The organism is Paraburkholderia fungorum, from assembly GCF_902833645.1.
GTDB classification, from domain to species: domain Bacteria; phylum Pseudomonadota; class Gammaproteobacteria; order Burkholderiales; family Burkholderiaceae; genus Paraburkholderia; species Paraburkholderia fungorum.
In genome coordinates, this window is record NZ_CADFGE010000004.1 from 335,754 (window position 1) to 360,981 (window position 25,228).

A 25,228-nucleotide genomic window follows, 5' to 3' on the forward strand; every position below is an offset into this window, starting at 1 on the left:
TGCCGTGGCTTTTTTATTGATGCCTGGATCGAACCTAATTTGGCCCGGCGCCCCGGCGCCCCGGCGCTCAGCGCGATCTATGTCGCACAGCGCCGGTTCCAGCTAGACGCTCAATGCGCATCCGCGGCGCGCAGCAGTTCGTCGCCCGCGGACGGTTCATTGCCGCCGCGCCCGTCGAAATCATGTCCGGCCCGGCGAATTTCGCACTGTGCTTTCTTCTCGCTCTTCACACCGTTGAAGATCAGGTTCAGCACGACCGCCGACACCGACGCCAGCAAGATCCCGCTATGCAGCAGCGGCGACAGCGCCGGCGGCAGCTTCGAAAAGAATTGCGGCGACACCACCGGCACCAGACCCATGCCGATACTGACCGCGACGATGAACAGGTTGTGGTGGTTCTTCACGAAGTCGACCTTGGCCAGTACCTTGATGCCGTTTGCCGCGACCATGCCGAACATCACGATGCCCGCGCCGCCCAGCACGAAGGCCGGCACCGAAGCAACCACCTGCGCCATCTTCGGGAACAGACCCAGCAACACCAGGATCACGCCGCCCATCGCGCAGACAAAGCGGCTCTTCACGCCGGTCACGCCGATCAGGCCGACGTTCTGCGAGAACGAGGTATGCGGAAACGAGTTGAAGATGCCGCCGATCAGCGTACCCAGACCATCCACGCGCAGACCGCGCACCAGCGTCTTCTGATCCACCGGACGATCCACCATATCGCCGACCGCGAGGAACATGCCGGTCGACTCGATGAAGGTCACGAACATCACGGTGACCATGGTCGCGATGGCGAGGGGATCGAAATGCGGCAGGCCGAAGTGGAACGGCATCACGAAGCCGACCCACGGTGCGTGCGTGACGCCGTCCATGTTGACGCGGCCAAGTGCCAGCGCGATCACGAAACCCGCGACGATACCGAGCAGCACGGAGATATTCGCCATGAAGCCCTTGGCGAACTTGTTGATCAGCAGAATCAGCATCAGCACGACCAGCGACAGGCCGAGGTAGATCGGATTGCCGTAATCAGGATTGCCGACACCGCCGGCTGCCCAGTTGATGCCCACTTCCATCAGTGAGAGGCCGATCACCGAGATCACCACGCCGATCACCACTGGCGGGAAGAAGCGCAATAGCTTGCCGACCGCCGGCGCGAGGATGATGCCGATCACGCCGGCCGCGATCGTCGAGCCGAAGATATCGAGGATACCGAGCGAGGGATTCGTGCCGATCGCGACCATCGGACCGACGGCGGCGAATGTGCAACCCATGATGACCGGCAGACGAATGCCGAAGATCCACAGACCGAGCGTCTGAATCAGCGTAGCGATGCCACAGGAAAACAGATCCGCGCTGATCAGGAACGCGATCTGGTCTTTCGGCAGCTTCAACGCGGCGCCAATGATGAGCGGCACCGCAACTGCGCCTGCGTACATCACCAAAACGTGCTGAATGCCGAGCGTCAGCAACTGGCCCGCGGGCAGTCGCTCGTCGCACGGGTGAACCGTGTTCGATTGCATTTTGTCTCTCTCCACCATCTCGTTTTGGGATGACTCCAAGGTATGCGGAACGAAAAAGCGCAACAAGACCACTGGGGCCTATTCCGGCATTCCCGGTGACGATATGCATGAGACTCGTTTGAAAGCAAAAAGAAATGACCGCACCGCACAAATCGGCCGTCAGGCCCATGCAGTGGCGATGGGCGCTCATGCGCGGCGCGCGCTCGCCTCAACGTGATATGTGTGAGAATCAATGGGGTGTATCTCGCTCAACGCATAGTGCTGTTTTTGTACAACTCGCGACAGGGCGGGGTTAACCCGCGATTTCCGGTTTTCAGCGTGCATCGGGGTGCGCTTCCGAACCGACGCAGCGGTGATTGAAAATATGCCGTTCCAGACATCTTTCGCGTGCTTGTCTCCACGCTCAAATTGACGTTCTATCGCCCATGAGTTTTCTTGGCATCGACCTCGGCACCGGCTCGCTCAAAGTAGCAATCGTCGACAGAAGCGGCCGCGAACTGGCTGCGGCGAGTGTCGCGTACGCACTCGAAACACCGCATCCGGGCTGGGCCGAAACTTCGGTGCACACCTGGTGGCGCGCGCTTCGCGAAGCGGCGGCGCGTTTGCCTGAGGATTTGCGCCGCGAGGTGCAGGCAATCGGTTTCTCCGGACAGATGCATGGCGTGGTTCTGATCGACGCAAATGGCGAAGCAGTGCGCCCCGCGATGCTCTGGCCCGACACGCGCGCATTGGGTTTGCTCGATCAATGGCCCGAGCCGCAGCCGAATCCGGTTGCGCCCGGCATGGCCGGTCCTTTGCTGCGCTGGATCGTGCAGAACGAACCGCAAGCCGCGCGCAGGACGCGTTGGGCGCTGCAACCGAAAGACTGGCTGCGCGTCGCGCTGGGCGGTGTGCTCGCAACCGATCCGTCCGATGCCTGTGCGACCGCGCTTGCCGATCCGGCAGGCGTATGGGACCTGACGCTGCTCGACCGGTTCGCGTTGCCGCATGAATGGTTTGCGCCGCTCGCACCTTCCTATGCGGCGGGCGGCACGCTGTCGCGCGAAGCGGCACAGGAGCTGGGCCTGCGCGCCGGCATCGTGCTCGCGATCGGCGCGGCCGATACGCCGTGTGCCGCTCTGGGCAGCGGTCTCGCGAGCGATGGCGACGCATTGCTCACCACCGGCACCGGTGGCCAAATCGTCGTGCTCGCCGAACACGCACCGCCAGCCGTGAGAGGTCTGCATCGCTATCGCGCCGCGAGCGATCACTGGTATCGCATGGCGGCGATGCAAAACGTCGGCGTCGCGCTCGAACGCGTACGGGGCTGGCTGTCGTACGAGTGGGCCGATGCGTATCGCGACGCGTTCGATGATGCGGCCGGCGCTAACGCACCCGCCACGACCGCAACCGGCCTTACCTTTCTGCCGTATCTCACCGGCGAGCGCACTCCATGGCTCAACCCGGCGGCACGCGGCGGTTGGCTCGGCCTCGCGCTCGACCACACACGCGGCACGATGATGCGCGCCGCGTTCGAAGGCGTCGCCTTCTCGTTGCGCGCCGGGCTCGACGCGATCCGCGCGAGCGGCGCTACGGTGACGGCCCTGAAACTCGCGGGCGGCGGTTCCGTCGATGCGCGCTGGCGGCAGTTGCTTGCCGATGCGCTGAACGTCGAACTCTACGCGGTGGATTGTCCCAACGCGGCGCCACGTGGCGCGGCCATCCTCGGTGGGTTGGCGAGCGGGCATTGGCATGCGAGGGATCTCGCCGCACTTGCCCCAGGCGCGACGCGCGTTGCCGGACCGCAAGGCGACGCGGCCCTTGCCGAACGTTATGCGCGCTTTCTGGATCTGTATGGCCGCGTCGAATCCTGGTTCGGCGAACGGCCGCTTCGATAACCCCAGCGATGTCAGCTACGGACAATGCCGCGACGCACTTTGCAATACCATGACGGCTTTTGCACGCTAAGGTGTAGGCCGGCCCGTGATGGCGGACGAAAGCAGCGTCGTCCGTTCATAGCTCGGCACAAGAATTAGCTGCGGCAGGCGAACCTGCTGCAGGCGAACCTGCGGCAAGCGACCCGCGACACCGGCGCGCCGCGCGATATTTCAGCGCGACGCGCCAGCCATTCACAGACTTACAGGAGTATTCACCATGAAGACCAAAGCAGCAATCGCATGGAAAGCCGGCGCCCCGTTGACGATCGAGGAAGTGGATCTGGAAGGCCCGCGCGCCGGTGAAGTCCTGATCGAAGTGAAGGCCACCGGGATCTGCCATACCGATTACTACACGCTTTCCGGCGCCGATCCGGAAGGCATTTTCCCGGCGATTCTCGGCCACGAAGGCGCGGGCGTGATCGTCGATGTCGGTCCGGGTGTCGGCACGCTGAAGAAGGGCGACCACGTGATTCCGCTCTACACGCCGGAATGCCGCCAGTGCAAATTCTGTCTGTCGCGCAAGACCAATCTTTGCCAGGCGATCCGTTCGACGCAAGGCAAAGGGTTGATGCCCGACGCGACCTCGCGCTTCTCGCTGGATGGCAAGCCGCTGTTTCACTACATGGGCACATCCACGTTTTCGAACTACATCGTCGTGCCGGAAATCGCGGTGGCGAAGGTGCGTGAAGACGCTCCGTTCGACAAGATCTGCTACATCGGCTGCGGCGTGACGACGGGCGTGGGCGCGGTCGTGTATTCGGCGAAGGTCGAAGCGGGCGCGAACGTGGTGGTGTTCGGTCTGGGCGGCATCGGCCTGAACGTGATTCAGGGCGCGAAGATGGTCGGCGCGGACAAGATCATCGGCGTCGACCTCAATCCGGGACGCGTCGAACTGGCGAAGAAATTCGGCATGACCCACTTCATCAACCCGAACGAAGTGGAGAACGTGGTCGATCACATCGTGCAGCTCACCGATGGCGGCGCGGACTACTCGTTCGAATGCATCGGCAACACCAAGGTGATGCGTCAGGCGCTGGAGTGTACGCACAAGGGCTGGGGCCAGTCGTTCATCATCGGCGTGGCGGCGGCGGGCGAGGAAATCAGCACGCGCCCGTTCCAACTGGTGACGGGCCGCGAGTGGAAGGGCTCGGCGTTCGGCGGCGCACGTGGGCGCACGGACGTGCCGAAGATCGTCGACTGGTACATGGAAGGCAAGATCAATATCGACGATCTGATCACGCATCGTCTGCCGCTCGAACGCATCAACGAGGGCTTCGACCTGATGAAGAAGGGCGAGTCGATCCGCTCGGTCGTGCTGTACTAAAGCGGGAGTTTCGCCATGCTCGAACTATTGTCGTCGCATGCCTGCCATGGCGGCGAGCAGCGCATCTATCGTCACGACTCGCAGACCGTCGGTCTGCCGATGCGTTTCTCGGTGTATCTGCCGCCGCAGGCCTTGCAGGCCAACGCGAATGTGCCCGCGCTGTTCTATCTCGCGGGCCTGACCTGCACGGAAGAAACCTTTCCGGTCAAGGCGGGCGCGCAGCGCTTCGCGGCGCAGCACGGTATCGCGCTGATCGCGCCGGACACCAGTCCGCGCGGTGCGGGCGTGCCGGGCGAAAGTGCAGCATGGGACTTCGGCGTGGGTGCGGGCTTTTACGTCGACGCGACCCAGCAGCCGTGGGCGAAACATTACCGGATGTACTCGTACGTGCGCGACGAATTGCGCGAAACGGTGCTCGCGAATCTGCCGGTGGACGGCGCGCGTCTGGGCATTTTCGGGCATTCGATGGGCGGTCATGGCGCGTTGATGCTGGCGCTGCGCAACCCGGAGATCTACCGCTCGGTGTCGGCGTTCGCGCCGATCGCGGCGCCTTCACAGTGCCCGTGGGGCGTGAAAGCGTTCAGCGGATATCTGGGTGAAGACCGGGAAGAGTGGCGCAAGTACGACTCGAGCGAACTCGTCGCTCACGCGTCGCGCAAGTTCAAGGAAGGGATTCTGGTCGATCAGGGACTGGCGGATCAGTTCCTTGCCGAGCAGTTGAACCCGGATGTGTTCGAAGCGGCCTGCAAAGCCGCGGGGCAGCCGCTGACATTGCGCCGTCACGCAGGCTACGACCACGGCTACTACTTCATCTCTACGTTCATTGAAGACCACATCGCGCATCACGCGAGGGTGCTCAACGCCGCCGCAACAAACTCCCGCCATACACCACCGCCGACAGCACCGTGATCCAGAAGCTCGTCGGCCAATCGGTATAGAACGCCAGCGTCAGACCCAGCCACGCCTGAATCAGCGCAAACACGGCGGCGAGTACGAGACCGGTCGAGAGCCGCGTCGTCATGTTTTGCGCCGCGGCGGCCGGTCCCACCATCAGCGTGAAGACCAGCAGCACGCCGACAATCTGCGTGCACGCCGCAACGGCCAGCGCGGCAATCGCCAGAAACAGCACCGACACCTTGCGCAGCGACACACCCTTGGCTTCGGCCAATTCCGGTTGCAGCGAAGCAAATAGCAACGGTCGCATGATCGCTGCAAGCGCCAGCAAACTGACAATACCCAAGCCCGCCAGCACGCCGAGCGTCGACGCATTCACGCCGAGCACATTGCCGAACAGCAGCGCGGTCACCTGGGTCGCGTACGCGGTGAAGAAGTGCAGGAACAGCAAGCCGAAGCCTAGCGACAGCGACAGGATCACGCCGATCGCCACATCGCGTCCGGCGAGCCGCTCACCGAGCGCGCCCATGCCGATGCCCGCGGCGAGCGTGAAGCCGATCATCCCCCAGATCGGCGAGATGCCGATCAGCACCGCGCCGGTCGCACCCGTGAAGCCGACGTGCGAGAGCGCGTGGCCCGCGAAGGTCTGCCCGCGCATCACCAGAAAATAGCCCACCACGCCTGCCAGCACCGCGACGATCCCCGACGCCGCGAACGCGTTCACCATGAAATCGTATTCAAACATCGTGCGTGTGTCCGTCGCGTGAGTCGTGCTGGTGTGAGTGGCCGTGTGCGTGGCCATGGCCGTGCGAGTGCGAATGCGAATGGCTATGGCCGGCGTTCTCGTCGTGTTCGTGTTCGTGGTCGTGTTTTTCGACTTCGACGTCGCCCGACATCACGAAGATGCGCCCGTTCACGCGCATCACGTCGATCGGCGAGCCGTAGAGGCGCGACAGTACCGGCCGCGTAATGACTTCGTCGACCGTGCCGAGCGCGGCGACGCCGCTACCGAGATACAGCACGCGATCGAGCGCGTGCAAAAGCGGATTCAGTTCGTGCGCCGAGAACAGCACGGCGATGCCGAGTTCCTGCTGAACACGCCGCACCAGTTCGACGACGCTTTTCTGATGATGCGGATCGAGACTGATCAGCGGTTCGTCGAGCAACAGCAGTTTGGGGTTGCCAAGCAGACATTGCGCGAGCAGCAAGCGCTGACGCTCGCCGCCGGACAATTCCGACAACGGCCGCTCGGCCAACTGGCGGCCGCCCACCAGATCCAGCACCCGCTCGACGTCCGCGCGGGTTTTGCTGTCTGCATGGGGCAGGCCCCAGCGGTGTCCGTCGGCGGCCATCGCCACGAAGTCGCGGCCGCGTACGCGGCGCCCGGCCAGCGCGCTGCGTGTCTGCGGCATATAGCCGATCGACGCATTGCCGCGCTCGACCGGCTGCCCCAGCACGCGGATCGCGCCGCTCGCGGCCGGCACGAGACCGAGCACGGCGCGCATCAGCGTGGTTTTGCCCGCGCCGTTCGGCCCGAGCACACCGATGAATTCGCCCTGGTTCACCACGAAGCCGGTGTCGCGCAGAATCGTGCGGCCACCGAGTTCGAGCGTCACGTGCTCGAGTTCGAGCACGGGCGCCGTGCTGCGTCCGCTGATTGATGCATTGTTCGATGCATTAGCTGGCGTGCCGCGGCCAGTCTCGGTCATTGGGTTTTTCCTTTGGGCGCCGTGGCCGCCGCATTCGCTGCACTCGCATCGCCCGCAGCCAGCGCCGTGGAGAGCGCGTCAAGCTGCGTCAGCATCCACGTCTGATAGGTCTTGCCGGCCGGTTCGGTTTCGGTGACGCTCATGGTCGGCACCTTCGATTGCTGCGCGAGCTTCAACATGCGTTTGGTCAGGGCCTCGGTTGCCTGGCTGTTATAGATCAGAACGCGCACGCGCTTTTCGCGCAGATCGCGTTCGAACGCGGCGATATCGGCCGCGCTTGCTTCAGTGTCGTTCATCGTCGCCATCTGGAAGCGCAAATTGCGCATCGAGAGGCCGATCGCATCCGACATATAGCCGAACACCGGCTCGGTCGCCGTGACCGGCACGCCGGCGTAGCGGCCATGCAGATCGGCGACCTTGGCGTCGATCGGCTTCAGCGAATCGAGAAACTTCGCGAGGTTCGCATCGTACGCCGACTTGTGCGCCGGGTCAGCCGCGACGAGCGCCTCGCTTACCGCGCGCGCCACTTTCGGCATGGTCGCCGGGTCGTACCAGAGGTGCGGATTATCGCCGGCTTTCTTGCCGACCAGGTCCGCGGCGACGATGGTGGTGCGCTTCGCGCTCTTCGAGGCGGCCAGCAATTTTGCCATCCACGGATCGTAGTCGGCGCCGTTGTAGACCACAAGGCTTGCATGCTGCAGCGCGCGCGCCGTCTTCGGGCTGGCTTCGAACAGATGCGGGTCCTGATCCGGATTGCTCAGGATGCTCGTGACATCGACACGGTCGCCGCCTAGTTGCTGTACGACGTCGCCGTAAAAATTCTCTGCGGCCACCACCGGGATTTTCGCATCCGCCGCAAACGCGGCATGGCTGAGCGTGAAAGCAGCAGCGGCCGTCGCACCCATGGCCACGGTCTTCGACAGCGTCAGCGCGCGGCGCGCCCCGTTGAACATCGAGCCGAATTTCTTCATCGTCGTTTCCTGCTGCGTGAGAGTTGAATGAATGACAAACGTAAGGGACGGTATGCCCCGGTGTTCTTGCACTCGCTCGAGCGCATGCGCCGGCGCGGCATGCGGAGGCCGCGCCTACGCCGAAGGCTGGAGGTCGGGCGAGTTCGAAATGATATAACGTATCTCAATTTTTTGGCAGCGGCGTCGGCAACAGGCTGTCTTACCGTCTGCACTTCTTCGGTCCCGCAGGCATGCTGGACGAGGCGCGCAGTGGGTTAGCCGCGGACATATTAGGCTTGTAGGGGAGGCCTGCCGCGCTGCACCATCGAAATCTGATCGAGCGCCTTGACATGACCCGGTCCGTATCCGATCATTCGATCACTAACAGAGCAATTGTTCGCGCAACGAGCGTTCGCTCACCGCGCCTCAAGAAGCGAAACGAACCGGAGACAGGCAGTGGCGGCACGATTGCAAGACAAGGTGGCCATTCTGACGGGCGCGGCAAGCGGAATCGGTGAAGCCGTGGCCCGGCGCTATCTGGATGAAGGCGCGCATTGCGTACTGGTCGATGTGAAGCCGGCGGACAGTTTCGGCGACGCGCTCGCCGCCGCATATGGCGACCGCGTGCTGACCGTCAGCGCCGACGTGACGCGCCGCGAGGACATCGAACGCATTCTTGCGAGCACACTGGAGCGCTTCGGCCGCGTCGATATCCTGTTCAACAATGCAGCGCTCTTCGACATGCGCCCACTCCTCGACGAATCCTGGGACGTCTTCGACCGCCTCTTCGCGGTGAACGTGAAAGGCATGTTCTTCCTGATGCAAACCGTCGCCCGGAAAATGGTCGAGCAGGGCCATGGCGGCAAGATCATCAATATGTCGTCGCAAGCCGGCCGGCGCGGCGAGGCGCTGGTATCGCACTACTGCGCGACCAAAGCCGCCGTGCTCAGCTACACGCAGTCCGCCGCCTTGGCTCTTGCGCCGCATAAGATCAATGTGAACGGCATCGCGCCGGGCGTCGTCGATACACCGATGTGGAAAGAGGTCGACGCGCTCTTCGCCCGCTACGAAAACCGGCCGCTCGGCGAGAAGAAACGCCTGGTCGGTGAAGCGGTGCCGCTCGGCCGAATGGGTGTGCCGGACGATCTGACCGGCGCTGCCCTGTTTCTCGCGTCGGCGGATGCCGACTACATCACCGCGCAAACCCTGAACGTGGACGGTGGGAACTGGATGAGCTAAGCGGACAGCAGCGCTGGATGAGCCGAGCCGGCTTGACCAACCCGCTTCACCCTTCGTCATTTTCGTAGAACAAACGCAGCACTACATAACGTACGAGAAAGGAGACAACACATGAAACCAGCTACTCAATCCGCGCTGAAGGCGCTCAGTGCCGGTGCTCTGGCGTGCTTTGCGTTGAGCGCGTCGGCGGCCACGGTGACCATCGCCACGTTGAACAATCCGGACATGATCGAGCTGAAGAAGCTCTCGCCCGCTTTCGAGCAGGCCAATCCGGACATCAAGCTCAACTGGGTGATTCTCGAAGAAAACGTGCTGCGTCAACGCGCCACCACCGACATCACGACCGGCAGCGGCCAGTTCGACGTGATGACGATCGGCGCGTACGAAACGCCGCAATGGGGCAAGCGCGGCTGGCTCACGCCGCTCACCAATCTGCCTGCCGATTACGATCTGAACGACGTCGTGAAGACGGCCCGCGACGGTCTCTCAAGCGGCGGCCAGTTGTACGCGCTGCCGTTTTACGTCGAAAGTTCGATGACGTATTACCGCAAGGATCTGTTCGCGGCCAAGGGCCTGAAAATGCCCGATCAGCCGACCTACGACCAGATCGCGCAGTTCGCCGACAAGCTGACGGACAAAGCCAACGGCGTCTACGGCATCTGCCTGCGCGGCAAAGCCGGCTGGGGCGAAAACATGGCGTACGCGACGACGGTGGTGAATACCTTCGGCGGTCGCTGGTTCGACGAAAAGTGGCAGGCGCAACTGACTTCGCCGGAATGGAAGAAGGCCATCAGCTTCTACGTCGATCTGTTGAAGAAAGACGGCCCTCCGGGAGCGAGCTCGAACGGCTTCAACGAAAACCTCACGCTGATGTCCTCGGGCAAATGCGCGATGTGGATCGACGCCACGGTGGCCGCCGGCATGCTCTACAACAAGCAGCAGTCGCAGATCGCCGACAAGGTGGGCTTTGCGGCGGCGCCGACCCAGGTGACCCCGAAGGGTTCGCACTGGCTGTGGGCGTGGGCGCTGGCTATTCCGAAGTCGTCGAAGCAGGCTGACGCGGCGAAGAAGTTCATCGCGTGGGCTACCTCGAAGCAGTACATCGAGCTGGTTGCGAAGGATGAAGGCTGGGCATCGGTGCCGCCGGGAACGCGTCAATCGACCTACGCGCGCCCTGAATACAAGCAGGCAGCCCCGTTCGGCGACTTCGTACTGAAGGCAATCGAGACGGCGGATCCGGATCACCCGACGCTCAAGCCGGTGCCTTACACCGGTGTGCAGTTCGTCGGCATCCCTGAGTTCCAGTCGTTCGGCACGGTGGTCGGTCAGAGCATCTCCGGCGCGGTTGCCGGTCAGATGACGGTCGATCAGGCACTGGCAGCCGGCCAGGCCACGGCGAATCGCGCCGTGCAACAGGCCGGTTATCAGAAGTAAGCCGCGCTTTTGCACTCCCGGTACCGAAGCCAGGTACCGGCGCGCGTAACGTGAAACGCGCCGGTTGACGCCCGTCAGCCGGCTCACGCAGCACAGCGGGCTGTCCCCGGCACTTGTTGCCGCTTATATGCCGGTCAATTGTCATTCATGCGCCGCGACATCGGCTGGCGTCGCGGCGAGTGATGTGACTAAAGCGCGGCTAAGGCGGTGTCTTTGCCGGACAACCCGCGCATTACCGAACAGGTGGTCAATCATGCGTCCTCTGCGCCTACCTCTCATGCATGCCCATCCCCAGACAGAAAAAGAACGCGAAACCCGCAAAGCCAATTCCGCCCGCTGGCTGGTATCGCCCTCGGTCGCGGTACTCGTGCTGTGGATGGCTATTCCGCTGGCGATGACGATCTGGTTTTCGTTCTCGCGCTACAACCTGCTGAATCCGGATCTCAAAGGCTTCGCCGGATTCGACAACTACAAGTATCTGGCCACCGATCCGTCATTCGGACCGTCGATCGGGCACACCCTCGAACTGATTATCTCGGTGCTGGTGATTACAGTGGTCGGTGGCGTGCTGATGGCGATCCTGTTCGACCGCAAGTTTTACGGTCAAGGCGTTGCACGACTGCTGGCGATCGCGCCGTTCTTCGTGATGCCGACTGTCAGCGCGCTGATCTGGAAGAACATGATCCTGCATCCGGTGTATGGCTTGATCGCCCAGGGCATGCGCGCGATCGGCCGGCAGCCGATCGACTGGTTCGCCGACTATCCGTTGACGGCGGTGATCATGATCGTTGCGTGGCAATGGCTGCCGTTCGCGTTCCTGATCCTGTTCACCGCGATCCAGTCGCTCGATCAGGAGCAGAAGGAAGCGGCGCGCATCGACGGCGCGGGTCCGTTCTCGATGTTTTTCTACATCACGCTGCCGCACCTGAAACGGGCGATCGCGGTGGTGGTGATGATGGAGACGATCTTCCTGCTGTCGATCTTCGCCGAAATCTATACGACCACGGGCGGCGGTCCGGGCACCGCGACCACCAATCTGTCGTACCTGATCTATTCGCTCGGTCTGCAACAGTTCGACGTCGGTCTCGCTTCGGCGGGCGGCATTCTGGCTGTGGTGCTGGCTAACATCGTGTCGTTCTTCCTCGTGCGGATGCTCGCGAAGAACCTGAAAGGGGAGTACGAAAAATGAGTCACGTTGCCTCTACACCGGCGTCGAGCACGACGTCCATTGCCGTGCCGGCCAAGTCGCCGTTCGACGCGATTCGCCGCGGCATTCCCGGCGTGATCGCCTGGCTGGTCGCGCTGCTGCTGTTCTTCCCGATCTTCTGGATGACGATCACCGCCTTCAAAACGGAGCAGCAGGCGTATTCGTCGTCGCTGTTTTTCGTCCCGACGCTCGATAGCTTCCGCGAAGTGTTCGCGCGCAGCAATTACTTTGCGTTCGCGTGGAATTCGATCCTGATCTCGTTGGGCGTCACGGTGCTGTGTCTGCTGCTCGCCGTGCCGGCCGCGTACGCGATGGCCTTCTTTCCGACGCGCCGCACGCAGAAAGTGCTCCTGTGGATGCTGTCGACCAAGATGATGCCGTCGGTCGGCGTGCTGGTGCCGATCTATCTGCTATGGAAGAACAGCGGGCTGCTCGATACCGTGTCGGGTCTGGTGATCGTCTACACGCTGATCAATCTGCCGATCGCGGTATGGATGTCGTTCACGTACTTCGCTGAAATTCCGCGCGACATTCTCGAAGCCGGGCGGATCGACGGTGCGGCGACCTGGCAGGAAATCGTCTATCTGCTGATGCCGATGTCGCTGCCGGGGCTCGCCTCCACCGCGCTGCTGCTGGTGATCCTGTCGTGGAACGAGGCGTTCTGGAGCATCAACCTGTCGAGTTCGAACGCGGCGCCGCTGACGGTGTTCATCGCGTCGTATTCGAGTCCTGAAGGCTTGTTCTGGGCGAAGCTTTCCGCCGCGTCGCTGCTCGCGGTCGCTCCGATCCTGATCGTCGGCTGGCTGTCGCAGAAGCAACTGGTGCGCGGCCTCACGTTCGGGGCGGTCAAATGACCGCAAGCACGAATGGAAGCCAGTTCGCGCTGATCTGCGATTGCGACGGCGTGCTGATCGACAGCGAAGCCGTGGCGGCGCGCATGCTGGTGCACGAACTCGAAGCGCGCTGGCCTGATGCCGATGTCGAACCGGTGGTGCTGCCGCTGCTGGGCCTGCGCATCGAAAAGGTGCTGCAAGGCACGGCGGCGCAACTGCACAAGAGCCTCGGCGCTGGCGATGTCGAGGCAATCCGCCGGGCGGTGGAAGCGGCGGCGATGCAGGCGCCGACAGTTGCAGGAATCGAGACCGCGCTGGCCCAGGTGCCGCTCACCAAGGCCTGCGCGAGCAATAGTTTCCGGCCATATGTGGAAAGCGTGCTGGCGCGCACGGGTCTCGTGAAGTTCTTCGGCGATCGGCTTTTTTGCGCCGATGCGGTGCCCAATCCGAAACCCGCACCGGACGTCTATCTCGCTGCCGCGCAAGGTCTCGGCCTCGCGCCGTCGGCCTGCCTCGTGGTGGAGGACAGCGTGACGGGCGTGACGGCGGCGAGCGCGGCGGGCATGACGGTGCTGGGTTTTATCGGCGGAGGTCATGCGAGCGACGCGCAGATCGACGCATTGCACGCGGCCGGCGCGCGCCACGTTTTCGACGACATGCTGCAGTTGCCGGAACTGGTCGCGCAATGGACGCTGAGCGCGACGGCCGCGACGCCGTAAGCGCGGCTGCGTTGGCGCCGCGTCTGGCACAGCCCCTGGACAAACGAATTAACGCAGTAAGAGCAACACACGGAGACACATCATGGCAAGCGTAACTCTGCGCAATATCAGAAAGGCTTACGACGACAACGAGGTGATGCGCGACATCAACCTCGACATCCTGGACGGCGAATTCGTCGTGTTCGTAGGCCCGAGCGGTTGTGGTAAATCGACGTTGATGCGGATGATCGCCGGCCTCGAGGACATCACCGGTGGCGATCTGACCATCGACAACGCACGCGTGAACGACGTGCCGCCCGCCAAGCGCGGTATCGCGATGGTGTTCCAGTCGTACGCGCTGTATCCGCACATGACGCTGTACGACAACATGGCGTTTGGCCTGAAACTCGCCGGCACCAAGAAGCCCGAGATCGATGCCGCCGTGCGCAATGCGGCGAAGATTCTGCACATCGACCATCTGCTCGATCGCAAGCCGAAGCAGCTCTCGGGCGGTCAGCGTCAGCGGGTTGCCATTGGCCGCGCGATTACGCGCAAGCCGAAAGTGTTCCTGTTCGACGAACCCTTGTCGAACCTGGACGCCGCGCTGCGCGTGAAAATGCGCCTCGAATTCGCGCGTCTGCACGACGAGCTGAAGACCACGATGATCTACGTGACGCACGATCAGGTCGAAGCCATGACGCTGGCCGACAAGATCGTCGTGCTGTCGGCGGGCAATGTGGAGCAGGTCGGCAGCCCGACCATGCTGTATCACGCGCCGGCCAATCGCTTCGTCGCCGGTTTTATCGGTTCGCCGAAGATGAATTTCATGGAAGGAGTGGTGCAGTCGGTGACGCATGATGGCGTCACGGTGCGCTACGAAACCGGCGAGACGCAGCGTGTCGCGGTGGAGCCGGGCGCGGTGAAGCAGGGCGACAAGGTCACCGTCGGCATTCGTCCGGAGCACCTGCACGTGGGCATGGCCGACGACGGTGTGTCGGCGAAAACCATGGCGGTCGAATCGCTTGGGGACGCAGCGTATCTGTATGCGGAATCGAGCGTGGCGCCGGACGGCCTTATTGCGCGGATTCCGCCGCTCGAGCGCCACAGCAAGGGCGAAACGCAGCGGCTCGGCGCGACGCCCGAGCACTGCCATCTGTTCGACAGCGAAGGCAAAGCGTTCCAGCGCAAGATCGTCGAAGTGCTGGCTGCGTGATTCCGTGAAGGGCAAAGCGGCGAGGGCGCCGCTTTGCCTCAATCACGCGTCGAGCGCCGCGCGTGCGCACAACTCGTCGGTTACCAGCCCCGACAGCCAGCCGCCTTTGAGCACGGCGATCAGCGCTTCGCGCTTGCGCTCACCGCCGGCAAAGCCGATGGTAGGACGCCGCGGCGGCGAGTCGAGCGCGATGCTCGTGACCCGGCGCCCGGTCGGCGATTCGACGTGCGCGCCGGCGGCATCGATCGGCAGGCCGAGCATTTCCGCCACCGCACGGTTCTGCATCAATTCCTTCACCTCCGCGGAGGTGATGAAGCCGTCTTCGTGCAACGGACATTTCGGCCCGATATTGCCGACGCCGACGAACGCGACATCCGCGTTGGCCAACAGAGATTCGACGATCCGGTAAAGCCGGTGATTGCACCACTGCGCGCGTTCGGCCTCGCTATCGGCGAGTAACGGCGCCGGCAGCAGAAAATGCTTGCCGCCGGTCTTCTCCGAAATGTGCAGCGCGACGTCATAGCGGTTCGAGGAGCCGTCCTGGGCGATCGCCCCGACCATGGATACCAACCGGTGCTGCGGACGCTCCAGTTGCGCGATCTGATCGACCGCGGCCTTCAGCGTACGGCCGCTGCCCACGGCGACCACCATCGGCTTTTCTTCCACCAGATAGCGTTCCATGACCTGCGCGCCGGCCACTGCCAGCTTGCGGTCGACTTCCTCCGAGGTGTCGCCGTCGATCGGGACGACTTCGCACATGCTCAGGCCATAGCGCTTCGAGAGCTGATCAGCCAGCGCGAGGCAATCGGCCAGTTTGTGATCGACGCGCACGCGAATCAGGTTCTTTTCCACGGCGAAAGCAACCAGCCGCTGTGCGACCGGGCGTGACACCTGGAGTTTCTCGGCGATCTCGTTCTGGGTATTGCCAGCGACGTAGTACAGCCACGCGGCGCGGGTAGCTAGATCTAATTTTTCTGTGGACTTGGGCACGGTGACGGTTCGCTTGAAGTGCGCCGATGATAGCAGCCGGTTCCCGCGTCTCAACGGGAACCGGCTGCGGTTTGCCGATCAGGCGAGCGGTGGCCGCGCGGGGTCGAACAGCGGCCGCACGTGGCGATAGAGCGCGCGATACGCTTCGAGCCGGCTGCGCAGTTCGGCGTGCCGTCGCGGGTTCGGCGTGAACTCCTTTTCGATCGGCGGCTTGGTCAACACTTTGGCCGGATCGCCGCCCGCGGCCAGCCAGCCGAGCCGTGCCGCGCCGAGTGCCGCGCCGGTTTCGCCGCCGCCGTGCTTGCGGGTGGCGGTGTCCAGCGCGTCGGCCAGCAGTTGGGCCCAGTAGTCGCTGCGTGCACCGCCGCCGAGCAGGGACAGCGCCTTCGCTTCGGTGCCGGCCGCGCGCAATGCGTCGAGGCCATCGGTGAGCGCGAGCGTGACGCCTTCGAGCACCGCGTAGCCGAGGAGGGCGCGATCGGTCGCGTGATTCATGCCGAAGAACACGCCCTGTGCGTACGGGTCGTTGTGCGGCGTGCGTTCACCGGACAGATAGGGCAAAAAGAGCGGCGCAATGGTCAATGCTTCCGCCGGCAGTGCCTCGATTTCGGCGAGCAACGTCGGCTCGTCGGTCGAGGTGAGCTTGCAGACCCAGCGCAAACAACTGGCCGCCGACAGCACCACGCTCATCTGATGCCAGCGATCCGGAATCGCGTGGCAGAACGCGTGCACTGCCGACGCGGGGTTCGGCCGGAAACTGTCGCCGACCACGCACAACACACCTGACGTGCCCAGCGAAACGAAGCCGTCGCCCGGTTGTGTCGCGCCGATGCCGATCGCACTCGTGGCGTTGTCGCCACCGCCGGCTGCGACGATCACGCCGTCGCTCAAACCGAACTCGCGCGCTACGGCGGGAAGCAGGGTGCCGGAGGGCGCGCTGCCTTCGCACAGGCTGGGCATCTGCGCGCGCGTCATGTTGCAGGCGGCTAGCAGCGAATCGGACCAGTCGCGTTTGGCCACGTCGAGCCACAACGTGCCCGCCGCGTCCGATGGATCGGACACCTTGCCGCCCGTCAGTTGCAGGCGCAGGTAGTCCTTCGGCAGCAACACGCAGGCCGTGCGCGCAAAGATTTCCGGCTCGTGGCGCGCCACCCAGAGCAGCTTCGGCGCGGTGAATCCGGGCATCGCGAGATTGCCGGCCACGCTGTGCAGCTCTGGCGCGCGCTCGGTCAGCTCGGCGCATTCCTTATCGCTGCGCATGTCGTTCCACAGGATCGCGGGCCGCAACACGCGATTCTCCGCATCCAGCAGAACGGCCCCGTGCATTTGCCCCGACAGGCCAATGCCGCGGATCTGGGCGAACTCGTCCGGATGTTTGGCGCGCAACGCGGCCAGCGCCGCGCGCGTGCCGGCCCACCAGTCTTCAGGATTCTGTTCGGCCCAGCGCTGATGGGGGCGCGAAACGGTAAAGGGTGAGCCCGCGGTGCCGATTACGCGGCCATCGGACGCGAGCAGCAGGACTTTCACTTCGGACGTGCCGAGGTCGATGCCGAGATACATGGGCGCGAAACCTTCGTCGTTAGGGATGCGCTACTTTAGCCGCAAGCGCCAGGCGCTGCCATGCGCATTAAGCCTGGCACCGGCGTGGTTCGTGTGATTCGCGTGGTTCGCGTGGTTCGACACCGCGCGGCTCAAGCGGCGCCGCGTTTGGCGAGCCATACGTCGACCCGCGCCAACGCGCCCGCCAATGCCGATTCCAGCTCCGGTGTCTGCGCCATGCTGCCCCATAGCAGGCGATCAGCGGCGAATGCCTTGAGCGGATCGGGCGCGCTGAAGAAAGCACGCGCGACCTGCTCGTCCATCACGCCGTCCTGATACGCATACGGCAGCGTGCCGGCGTTCCAGCGCTCGAGGAAACGGAAGAACAGCGCCGGCAACATCGCCGTAGCCGTGGGCTTGACGCCGCGTTCGAAGCATTCCGAAAGCGTCGGCGCGATAAAGCCAGGCAGCTTCGAAAAACCGTCAGCCGCGACGCGCTGGTTCGTGTCCTGGATGTAGGGATTGCCGAACCGCTCGAGCACTACGTCGCGATAGCGTTCGAGGTCGAGCGGGCTCGGCGTGAGGCACGGAATCACGTCTTCGGTCACATAGTCGAAGGCGAATTTGTTGATGTCCGGATCGAGCGTGCCTTCGTGGATGTAGTTCAGTCCGACCAGCGTGCCCGCCCATGCAATGCAGCTATGCGTCGCGTTGAGAATGCGGATTTTCGCTTCCTCATACGGCAGCACCGAGTCGACCAGTTCCGCACCGACCTTTTCCCACGCGGGGCGGCCGGCGATGAAGCGGTCTTCGATCACCCACTGGATGAAGGATTCGCCCATGACGGGGCAGGCGTCGTCGACGCCGGTAGCGGCTTTGACGCGTTCGCGCACATCCGGCGTGGGACGCGGCGTAATGCGATCGACCATCGAACTCGGGCACTCGGTGTTGTCGTCGAACCATTGCGCCAGTTCGTCTGCGCCGCGCCGCTCGAGAAACTCGCTCATACCCGCATGAAAACGCTCGCCGTTGCTGCGCAGGTTATCGCAGGTCTGCAGCGTGACCGGGCCGCCGCCGCGCTTCATGCGGGCGTCGAGAATCGCCGCGAGCGCGCCGTAAATGGTGGTATGGCCGCCTTGCAGGTCAACCGCGAGATCGGCATTGGCCGTATCGAGTTCGTCCTGTTCGTCGAGGTAATAGCCACCTTCCGTGACGGTGAAGGCGATGATCTTGCAGGCCGGGTCGGCGCCCGCTTCGATCAGGCCGTCGAGACTTTCGGTCCACGGTAAGACACGCTCGATCGAGCGAATCGTTTCGTACGCGCGCTCGCCCTGCGGTGTGACGGTCTCGAGCGTATAGACGCCGTTCTGCGCGGCGAGCGCGTCGAGCACGGCGTTCATGTCGCTGCGGATATTGCCTACCGTGAGCGACCAGTGCGGCTCGCCCGCCACCTTCGCCTCGTTCAGCCGATGGAGATACCACGCCTGATGGGCGCGATGAAACGATCCCGCGCCGATGTGCAGGATCACGTGTGCGGTCGCGCCGCTGCCTTGTCCGCTGCTCATGTACGTCTCCTGAATGTCTTCGCTCGCCTGGCTCGGAGCCCGCGTTTTTCTTGAATTGGAGCATTTGCTCTGTCTGTGAGCGAATGATCGTACCCGGTGAAACGAATGTCAAGGCAAGCTCAGCGGCTTTTCGTGGCGCAGCGCGGCGTGGCGGGCGTTCTGGCTGTAGTCGCGAGGTGCCCGTGCGTTGTGGGACGCGTGTCGCGGTGCGTATTGCATTGCATCAAATTTGACTTTCTCTGCGTCAGGACTAACCCGAATGCAAAAAAGTATCGGTCCGCGGTTTGATTTTTAGTGGTGGATCAGGTCGTAGAAGGCTACTTTTCGCTATACAAGACGAAGCTCAGCGGCACTCGCAATACGCCGCTTCATGGAGGAAGACGCGAATGCAACCCGATCTGGAAGTCGTCGCCGTACGGCGTGACGAATCCTTCAAAGCGTGGTCGCACGGCTATCCGTACCGTACGGTGCGCTGGCACTTTCACCCCGAATACGAAATCCATCTGATCGTGGCGACGACGGGCAAGATGTTCGTGGGCGATCACATCAGCAGCTTTACGCCAGGCAATCTTGTGCTGATGGGGCCGAACCTGCCGCACAACTGGGTCAGCGACGTGCCGGAAGGCGAGACGATCGCGCAGCGCAATCTGGTCGTGCAATTCGGCCAGGAGTTCGTAACGAGTTGTCTTGAGAGTTTTCCGGAGTGGCGTCAGGTCGAAGCGCTGCTGGCCGACTCGCGCCGCGGCGTGTCGTTCGGCGCGCACACGAGCGCCGCGATCAAGCCGCTGTTCCTCGAATTGCTGGCCGCGCGCGGATTGCGCCGGCTCGTGCTGTTCATGTCGATGCTTGAGATTCTGATGAACGCCGACGATCGCGAGATCCTGGCGAGCCCCGCTTATCAGGCCGACCCGACCAGTTTCGCGTCGACGCGCATCAATCATGCGCTCTCGTATATCGGCAAGAATCTGTCCAACGATCTGCGCGAATCGGACCTCGCGCAACTGGCCGGACAAAGCGTGAGCGCGTTCTCGCGTTACTTCCGCCGTCATACGGGGCTGCCGTTCGTGCAGTACGTGAACCGCATGCGCATCAATCTCGCCTGTCAGTTGTTGACTGACGGAGAACTGAGCGTGACCGATATCTGCTTCAAGGCGGGCTTCAACAACCTGTCGAATTTCAATCGGCAGTTCCTCGCGGTCAAAGGCATGGCGCCTTCGAAATTTCGCCACTATCAACAATTGAACGACGCGAGCCGCGACGCTTCCGAACAAGCCGCCGCGCGCGGCGCGGGCATCGACAATGCGCCGGCGATCGTGCTCGCGCCGGGCTTGCCGCGCACCGCGGCGGCCGCCTATCCGCCGACGAGTCCCCATACGCCACGCTGAAAGCCGAAGCGTTCCAATTCATCCGCGTTTCAACACCTGTCGCGCTGTCTTCGGACAGCGTGAGGGACGTGCTCATTTCATCGAACAGTTTTAATAACGGAGACAACCATGACGCAATCCATTTCGAAGCCGACATCGTTGAAGACCTTCGCGCGCAGCACGGCAGCGCTTGCGACGCTTGCAGTCGGCCTGTCGTTGAGCGCCGCGCCCGCGGCACAGGCCGCGCCGCTGAAGATCGGCATGACGTTTCAGGAACTGAACAACCCGTATTTCGTGACGATGCAAAAGGCCTTGAACGATGCCGCTGCGTCGATCGGCGCGACAGTGGTCGTCACCGATGCGCACCACGACGTCAGCAAGCAGGTCAGTGACGTCGAGGACATGCTGCAGAAGAAGATCGACATCCTGCTCGTGAATCCGACCGATTCGACCGGTATTCAATCGGCGGTGACGTCGGCCAAGAAAGCGGGCGTGGTGGTGGTCGCGGTCGATGCGAATGCGAACGGTCCGGTCGATTCCTTCGTTGGTTCGAAGAATTTCGATGCGGGCGAGATGGCCTGCGACTATCTGGCGAAGGCGCTTGGCGGCAACGGCGAAGTGGCGATTCTCGATGGCATTCCGGTGGTGCCGATTCTCGAACGCGTGCGCGGCTGCAAGGCGGCGCTCGCGAAAGCGCCCGGCATCAAACTCGTGGATACGCAGAACGGCAAGCAGGAGCGCGCGACGGCCTTGTCCGTCACCGAGAACATGATTCAGGCGCATCCGAATCTGAAGGGCGTGTTCAGCGTGAACGACGGCGGCTCGATGGGCGCGCTCTCGGCAATCGAATCGTCGGGCAAGGACATCAAGCTGACCAGCGTCGACGGTGCGCCTGAAGCGATTGCGGCAATCCAGAAGCCCGGTTCGAAGTTCATCGAAACGTCGGCGCAATTCCCGGCCGACCAGGTGCGAATCGCACTCGGCATTGCGCTCGCGAAGAAGTGGGGCGCGAATGTGCCGAAGGCGATTCCGGTCGACGTGAAGATGATCGACAAGAGCAATGCCAAGGGCTTCAGCTGGTAAAGCGAACGCTCGCCGCCGTGCTTCTTTGATCGACATGGCGGCGAGCAGCAGAGGAGGACCCCGTGGACACGATACTCAAGCTCGACAACATCACCAAAAGCTTTCCCGGTGTGAAAGCGCTGCAAGGCATACACCTGGAGATCGCACGCGGCGAGATTCACGCGCTGCTCGGTGAAAACGGTGCGGGCAAATCGACATTGATGAAGATCCTGTGCGGCATCTATCAGCCGGACGAAGGCACGATCACGATCGCCGGCGAGGCGCGCCATTTCACGAACTATCACGATGCGGTCGCCGCGGGTGTCGGTATCGTGTTTCAGGAGTTCAGCCTGATCCCGTATCTGAACGCGGTGGAGAACATGTTTCTCGGCCGTGAGTTGAAGAGCGCTTTGGGTTTGCTCGAACGCGGCAAGATGCGGCGCGCGGCCGCCGCGATTTTTGAGCGCCTCGGCGTGGCAATCGACTTATCGGTACCGATTCGCGAGTTGTCGGTCGCGCAGCAGCAGTTTGTCGAAATCGGCAAGGCCCTGTCTTTGGAGGCGCGCATTCTGATTCTGGATGAGCCGACTGCGACACTGACGCCCGCCGAAGCCGAGCATCTGTTCGCGATCATGCGCGATCTGAAGCAGCAAGGCGTGGCGATGATCTTTATCTCGCATCACCTGGAAGAGATCTTTGAAGTATGCGACCGCATTACCGTACTGCGCGACGGTCAATACGTCGGCATGACCGAAGTTGCGCAATCCGATGTGAACCACCTGGTGGAAATGATGGTGGGGCGCCGCATCGAAAACAGTTTTCCGCCTAAGCCGCCGCTGCGTGCGGACGCGAAGATCGTGCTCGAAGTCGACAAGCTCCAGTTGCTCAAAGACAGTCCGATACTGCGCTTCACGTTGCGGGAGGGCGAAATTCTCGGTTTCGCGGGACTGGTCGGCTCGGGCCGCACGGAAACCGCGCTCGCCGTGATTGGGGCCGACCCGGCTTACGTGAAGGAAATTCGCATCAACGGTACGGCCGCGAAACTGTCCGATCCCGCCGATGCGTTGCGCGCCGGCGTCGGCATTCTGCCGGAGAGCCGCAAGACCGAAGGTCTGATCACAGACTTCTCGATCAAGCAGAACATCTCGATCAACAACCTCGGCAAATACCGCTCGCTGCGCTTCTTTATCGACCAGCGCAGCGAAGCGCGTGCCACCGCCGACATCATGAAACGCGTCGGCGTGAAAGCCCCGACGATGCACACCGAAGTCGCGACGCTCTCCGGCGGTAACCAGCAGAAAGTGGTGATCGCGCGCTGGCTGAATCACCACACCAACATTCTCATCTTCGACGAACCGACGCGCGGCATCGACGTCGGCGCCAAAGCCGAAATCTATCTGCTGATGCGCGAACTCACTGCGCGCGGCTACTCGATCATCATGATCTCGTCCGAACTGCCGGAGATCGTCGGCATGTGCGACCGCGTTGCCGTGTTCCGGCAGGGCCGCATCGAGGCGGTGCTCGAAGGCGAGCAGATCGACTCGAACGCCGTGATGACCTACGCCACAGCCGGTACCCGTGGAGCAACTCATGAACATGCCTAATCGTTCTTCATCGCCGAAAACCTCGGCCGTCAGTAGCGACACACCGGGCGCGCCCGTGCGCTTCACATGGGCGGCGTTGAAACGCTCGACGCTCTTCTATCCGTTCATCGGCTTGCTGGTGGTCTGCATCGTGATGGTATTCGCGAGCGACAGCTTTCTCTCCGCCGCCAATATCGAGAATGTGCTGCGCCAGGTGTCGATCAACGCGATCATCGCCGTGGGGATGACCTGCGTGATTCTGACCGGTGGTATCGACCTGTCGGTCGGCTCGGTCATGGCTTTGTCCGGCACGCTCGCCGCGGGCCTGATGGTCGCCGGGATGAACGCCGTGGGGGCGTTGGCGATCGGCATCGCGGTCGGTTTAGGCTTTGGCGCCGCGAACGGTTTCTTCGTTGCCTTCGCCGGCATGCCGCCGATCATCGTCACGCTTGCCACGATGGGTATCGCTCGCGGCCTCGCGCTGATCTACACGGGGGGTTATCCGATCGATGGTCTGCCGGATTGGGTCAGCTTCTTCGGCAGCGGCAAGATTCTCGGCGTCCAGGCGCCCGTGGTGATCATGCTGGTGATCTATGCGATTGCCTGGGTGTTGCTCGAACGCATGCCGTTCGGCCGCTACGTGTATGCGATTGGCGGCAATGAACAGGCGACGCGTCTTTCCGGCGTGCGCGTGGCGCGCGTGAAACTGATTGTTTACACGCTCGCCGGTTTGACCTCCGCTTTTGCAGCGATCGTCCTGACCGCGCGTTTGATGAGCGGCCAGCCGAACGCGGGCGTCGGCTTCGAACTCGATGCGATTGCCGCGGTGGTGATGGGCGGTACGTCGATCTCCGGCGGACGCGGCTCGATCATCGGCACCCTGATCGGCGCATTGTTGCTCGGCGTACTGAACAACGGCCTGAATATGGTCGGCGTGAATCCGTATGTGCAGAACGTAATCAAGGGCGGAATTATTTTGCTCGCGATCTACATCAGCCGCGACCGTAGAAAGTAACTCTCCACTGACCCATTTTTTCCAGCAGGACCATGCAATGACTCAAACCACGCAATCCGAAAAGCAGGACATGACGGCGATCGTCTGCCACGCACCGAAAGACTATCGCGTCGAACAGGTAGCCAAACCCAAGGCACGCGCGCACGAACTGGTGATCCGCATCGCCGCGTGTGGCATCTGCGCGAGCGACTGCAAATGTCATTCGGGCGCGAAGATGTTTTGGGGCGGCCCGAGCCCGTGGGTCAAGGCGCCGGTGATTCCGGGGCATGAGTTCTTCGGTTTCGTCGAAGAAATCGGCGAGGGCGCAGCCGATCATTTCGGCGTGAAGCTGGGCGACCGCGTGATCGCCGAGCAGATCGTGCCGTGCGGCAAGTGCCGCTATTGCAAATCCGGCCAGTACTGGATGTGCGAAGTGCACAACATCTTCGGCTTTCAGCGCGAGGTCGCGGACGGCGGCATGGCCGAGTACATGCGTATTCCGCCGACCGCGATCGTCCACAAGATTCCCGACGGCATTTCGCTTGAAGACGCCGCGATCATCGAACCGCTCGCGTGCGCGATCCACACGGTGAACCGCGGCGACCTGCAACTCGACGATGTGGTGGTGATTGCGGGCGCGGGTCCGCTTGGTTTGATGATGACGCAAGTTGCGCATCTGAAAACGCCGAAGAAGCTGGTCGTGATCGATCTGGTTGAGGAGCGCCTGGCACTCGCGCGTGAATATGGCGCGGATGTGACCATCAATCCGAAACAGGACGATGCGTTGGCGATCGTCCATTCGCTGACCGACGGTTATGGTTGCGACGTGTACATCGAAACGACCGGCGCGCCGATCGGCGTCAATCAGGGCATGGACATGATTCGCAAGCTGGGGCGTTTCGTCGAGTTTTCGGTGTTCGGCGCGGATACCACGCTGGACTGGTCGGTGATCGGCGACCGCAAGGAGCTCGATGTACGCGGTGCGCATCTCGGCCCATACTGTTATCCGATTGCGATCGACTTGCTGGCGCGCGGGCTGGTGACGTCGAAGGGTATTGTCACGCACGGCTTTTCGCTGGAAGAATGGGACGAAGCGATCAAGGTCGCCAACTCGCTCGATTCGATCAAGGTATTGATGAAACCGCGCGCCTGAGGGGGCGAGTGGAGCGCCGGTCTCGGACGAACGGCACA

The 25,228-nt window shown here is 62.8% G+C and carries 22 protein-coding genes; 15 read left to right on the forward strand and 7 right to left on the reverse strand.

All coding sequences use genetic code 11. The features are described from left to right. Positions 1 to 110: 110 nt before the first annotated feature. The gene (locus tag HWX91_RS16030) at positions 111 to 1,523 is read right to left on the reverse strand and encodes a nucleobase:cation symporter-2 family protein (RefSeq protein ID WP_028197998.1); all 1,413 of its coding nucleotides are present in this window, start codon (positions 1,521 to 1,523) and stop codon (positions 111 to 113) included. A 1-nt stretch (position 1,524) separates the two neighbouring features. Between HWX91_RS16030 and HWX91_RS16035 the strand changes: the two genes are divergently transcribed. The 4 genes from HWX91_RS16035 (at position 1,525) to fghA (ending at position 5,672) form a co-directional block, all read left to right on the forward strand. Continuing rightward, positions 1,525 to 1,740 carry a prephenate dehydrogenase gene (locus HWX91_RS16035; protein WP_162181303.1) on the forward strand — a complete coding sequence of 72 codons (216 nt, stop codon included), beginning with the start codon at positions 1,525 to 1,527 and terminating at the stop codon, positions 1,738 to 1,740. Positions 1,741 to 1,948: 208 nt separating this feature from the next. Continuing rightward, positions 1,949 to 3,400, forward strand: a complete 1,452-nt coding sequence (locus HWX91_RS16040; protein WP_028197997.1) for a xylulokinase — start codon at positions 1,949 to 1,951, stop codon at positions 3,398 to 3,400. Between the two features lie 256 nt (positions 3,401 to 3,656). Continuing rightward, the gene (locus HWX91_RS16045; protein WP_028197996.1) at positions 3,657 to 4,763 is read left to right on the forward strand and encodes an S-(hydroxymethyl)glutathione dehydrogenase/class III alcohol dehydrogenase; all 1,107 of its coding nucleotides are present in this window, start codon (positions 3,657 to 3,659) and stop codon (positions 4,761 to 4,763) included. Between the two features lie 15 nt (positions 4,764 to 4,778). Then, positions 4,779 to 5,672, forward strand: coding sequence for an S-formylglutathione hydrolase (gene fghA, locus HWX91_RS16050; protein ID WP_042275722.1), 894 nt, complete (start codon positions 4,779 to 4,781; stop codon positions 5,670 to 5,672). Here fghA and HWX91_RS16055 read toward each other — a convergent pair. From HWX91_RS16055 to HWX91_RS16065, 3 genes are read right to left on the reverse strand one after another with little or no spacing between them, the layout of a single operon-like run. Next, a complete protein-coding gene (locus HWX91_RS16055) occupies positions 5,620 to 6,402 on the reverse strand; it encodes a metal ABC transporter permease (protein ID WP_028197995.1) in 783 nt (260 codons plus the stop codon). The two genes, fghA and HWX91_RS16055, sit on opposite strands and share 53 nt — an antisense overlap. Further along, positions 6,395 to 7,366 (reverse strand): ABC transporter ATP-binding protein, encoded by a 972-nt coding sequence (locus tag HWX91_RS16060; RefSeq protein WP_028197994.1) that lies wholly within the window; start codon positions 7,364 to 7,366, stop codon positions 6,395 to 6,397. Before HWX91_RS16060 ends, HWX91_RS16055 begins: the two co-directional genes overlap by 8 nt. Then, on the reverse strand, positions 7,363 to 8,337 hold the full coding sequence (locus HWX91_RS16065; RefSeq protein WP_028197993.1) for a metal ABC transporter solute-binding protein: 975 nt from the start codon (positions 8,335 to 8,337) through the stop codon (positions 7,363 to 7,365). The genes HWX91_RS16060 and HWX91_RS16065 overlap by 4 nt, the downstream gene beginning before the upstream one ends. A gap of 435 nt (positions 8,338 to 8,772) precedes the next feature. Between HWX91_RS16065 and HWX91_RS16070 the strand changes: the two genes are divergently transcribed. From HWX91_RS16070 to HWX91_RS16095, 6 genes are all read left to right on the forward strand, one after another. Next, positions 8,773 to 9,555 (forward strand): L-iditol 2-dehydrogenase, encoded by a 783-nt coding sequence (locus tag HWX91_RS16070; RefSeq protein WP_028197992.1) that lies wholly within the window; start codon positions 8,773 to 8,775, stop codon positions 9,553 to 9,555. Between the two features lie 111 nt (positions 9,556 to 9,666). After that, a complete protein-coding gene (locus tag HWX91_RS16075) occupies positions 9,667 to 10,989 on the forward strand; it encodes an ABC transporter substrate-binding protein (protein WP_028197991.1) in 1,323 nt (440 codons plus the stop codon). A gap of 253 nt (positions 10,990 to 11,242) precedes the next feature. Next, a complete protein-coding gene (locus HWX91_RS16080; RefSeq protein ID WP_028197990.1) occupies positions 11,243 to 12,178 on the forward strand; it encodes a carbohydrate ABC transporter permease in 936 nt (311 codons plus the stop codon). Beyond that, positions 12,175 to 13,050, forward strand: a complete 876-nt coding sequence (locus HWX91_RS16085; RefSeq protein WP_028197989.1) for a carbohydrate ABC transporter permease — start codon at positions 12,175 to 12,177, stop codon at positions 13,048 to 13,050. Before HWX91_RS16080 ends, HWX91_RS16085 begins: the two co-directional genes overlap by 4 nt. Further along, positions 13,047 to 13,748 carry an HAD family hydrolase gene (locus tag HWX91_RS16090; RefSeq protein WP_028197988.1) on the forward strand — a complete coding sequence of 234 codons (702 nt, stop codon included), beginning with the start codon at positions 13,047 to 13,049 and terminating at the stop codon, positions 13,746 to 13,748. The genes HWX91_RS16085 and HWX91_RS16090 overlap by 4 nt, the downstream gene beginning before the upstream one ends. A gap of 82 nt (positions 13,749 to 13,830) precedes the next feature. After that, complete coding sequence (locus HWX91_RS16095; RefSeq protein WP_028197987.1) at positions 13,831 to 14,940, forward strand: ABC transporter ATP-binding protein; 1,110 nt, start codon at positions 13,831 to 13,833, stop codon at positions 14,938 to 14,940. 42 nt (positions 14,941 to 14,982) lie between these two features. Here HWX91_RS16095 and HWX91_RS16100 read toward each other — a convergent pair whose 3' ends face one another. The 3 genes from HWX91_RS16100 to dalD all read right to left on the reverse strand — a co-directional run bounded on the left by HWX91_RS16100 (position 14,983) and on the right by dalD (position 19,034). Then, a complete protein-coding gene (locus HWX91_RS16100; RefSeq protein ID WP_028197986.1) occupies positions 14,983 to 15,930 on the reverse strand; it encodes a sugar-binding transcriptional regulator in 948 nt (315 codons plus the stop codon). A gap of 78 nt (positions 15,931 to 16,008) precedes the next feature. Continuing rightward, positions 16,009 to 17,490 carry a xylulokinase gene (gene xylB, locus HWX91_RS16105; RefSeq protein WP_028197985.1) on the reverse strand — a complete coding sequence of 494 codons (1,482 nt, stop codon included), beginning with the start codon at positions 17,488 to 17,490 and terminating at the stop codon, positions 16,009 to 16,011. Positions 17,491 to 17,621: 131 nt separating this feature from the next. Then, entirely contained in the window at positions 17,622 to 19,034 is a 1,413-nt protein-coding gene (gene dalD, locus HWX91_RS16110; RefSeq protein WP_028197984.1) for a D-arabinitol 4-dehydrogenase, read from the reverse strand. Positions 19,035 to 19,420: 386 nt separating this feature from the next. Between dalD and HWX91_RS16115 the strand changes: the two genes are divergently transcribed. The 5 genes from HWX91_RS16115 (at position 19,421) to HWX91_RS16135 (ending at position 25,190) form a co-directional block, all read left to right on the forward strand. Further along, positions 19,421 to 20,419 carry an AraC family transcriptional regulator gene (locus HWX91_RS16115; protein WP_028197983.1) on the forward strand — a complete coding sequence of 333 codons (999 nt, stop codon included), beginning with the start codon at positions 19,421 to 19,423 and terminating at the stop codon, positions 20,417 to 20,419. Between the two features lie 108 nt (positions 20,420 to 20,527). Beyond that, on the forward strand, positions 20,528 to 21,481 hold the full coding sequence (locus tag HWX91_RS16120; RefSeq protein WP_028197982.1) for an ABC transporter substrate-binding protein: 954 nt from the start codon (positions 20,528 to 20,530) through the stop codon (positions 21,479 to 21,481). Between the two features lie 62 nt (positions 21,482 to 21,543). Beyond that, complete coding sequence (locus HWX91_RS16125; protein WP_028197981.1) at positions 21,544 to 23,064, forward strand: sugar ABC transporter ATP-binding protein; 1,521 nt, start codon at positions 21,544 to 21,546, stop codon at positions 23,062 to 23,064. Beyond that, positions 23,051 to 24,058: an ABC transporter permease gene (locus tag HWX91_RS16130; protein WP_028197980.1), complete on the forward strand. Its 1,008-nt coding sequence runs from the start codon at positions 23,051 to 23,053 to the stop codon at positions 24,056 to 24,058. The genes HWX91_RS16125 and HWX91_RS16130 overlap by 14 nt, the downstream gene beginning before the upstream one ends. A gap of 37 nt (positions 24,059 to 24,095) precedes the next feature. Beyond that, positions 24,096 to 25,190: an alcohol dehydrogenase catalytic domain-containing protein gene (locus tag HWX91_RS16135; RefSeq protein WP_028197979.1), complete on the forward strand. Its 1,095-nt coding sequence runs from the start codon at positions 24,096 to 24,098 to the stop codon at positions 25,188 to 25,190. Positions 25,191 to 25,228 lie beyond the last annotated feature (38 nt).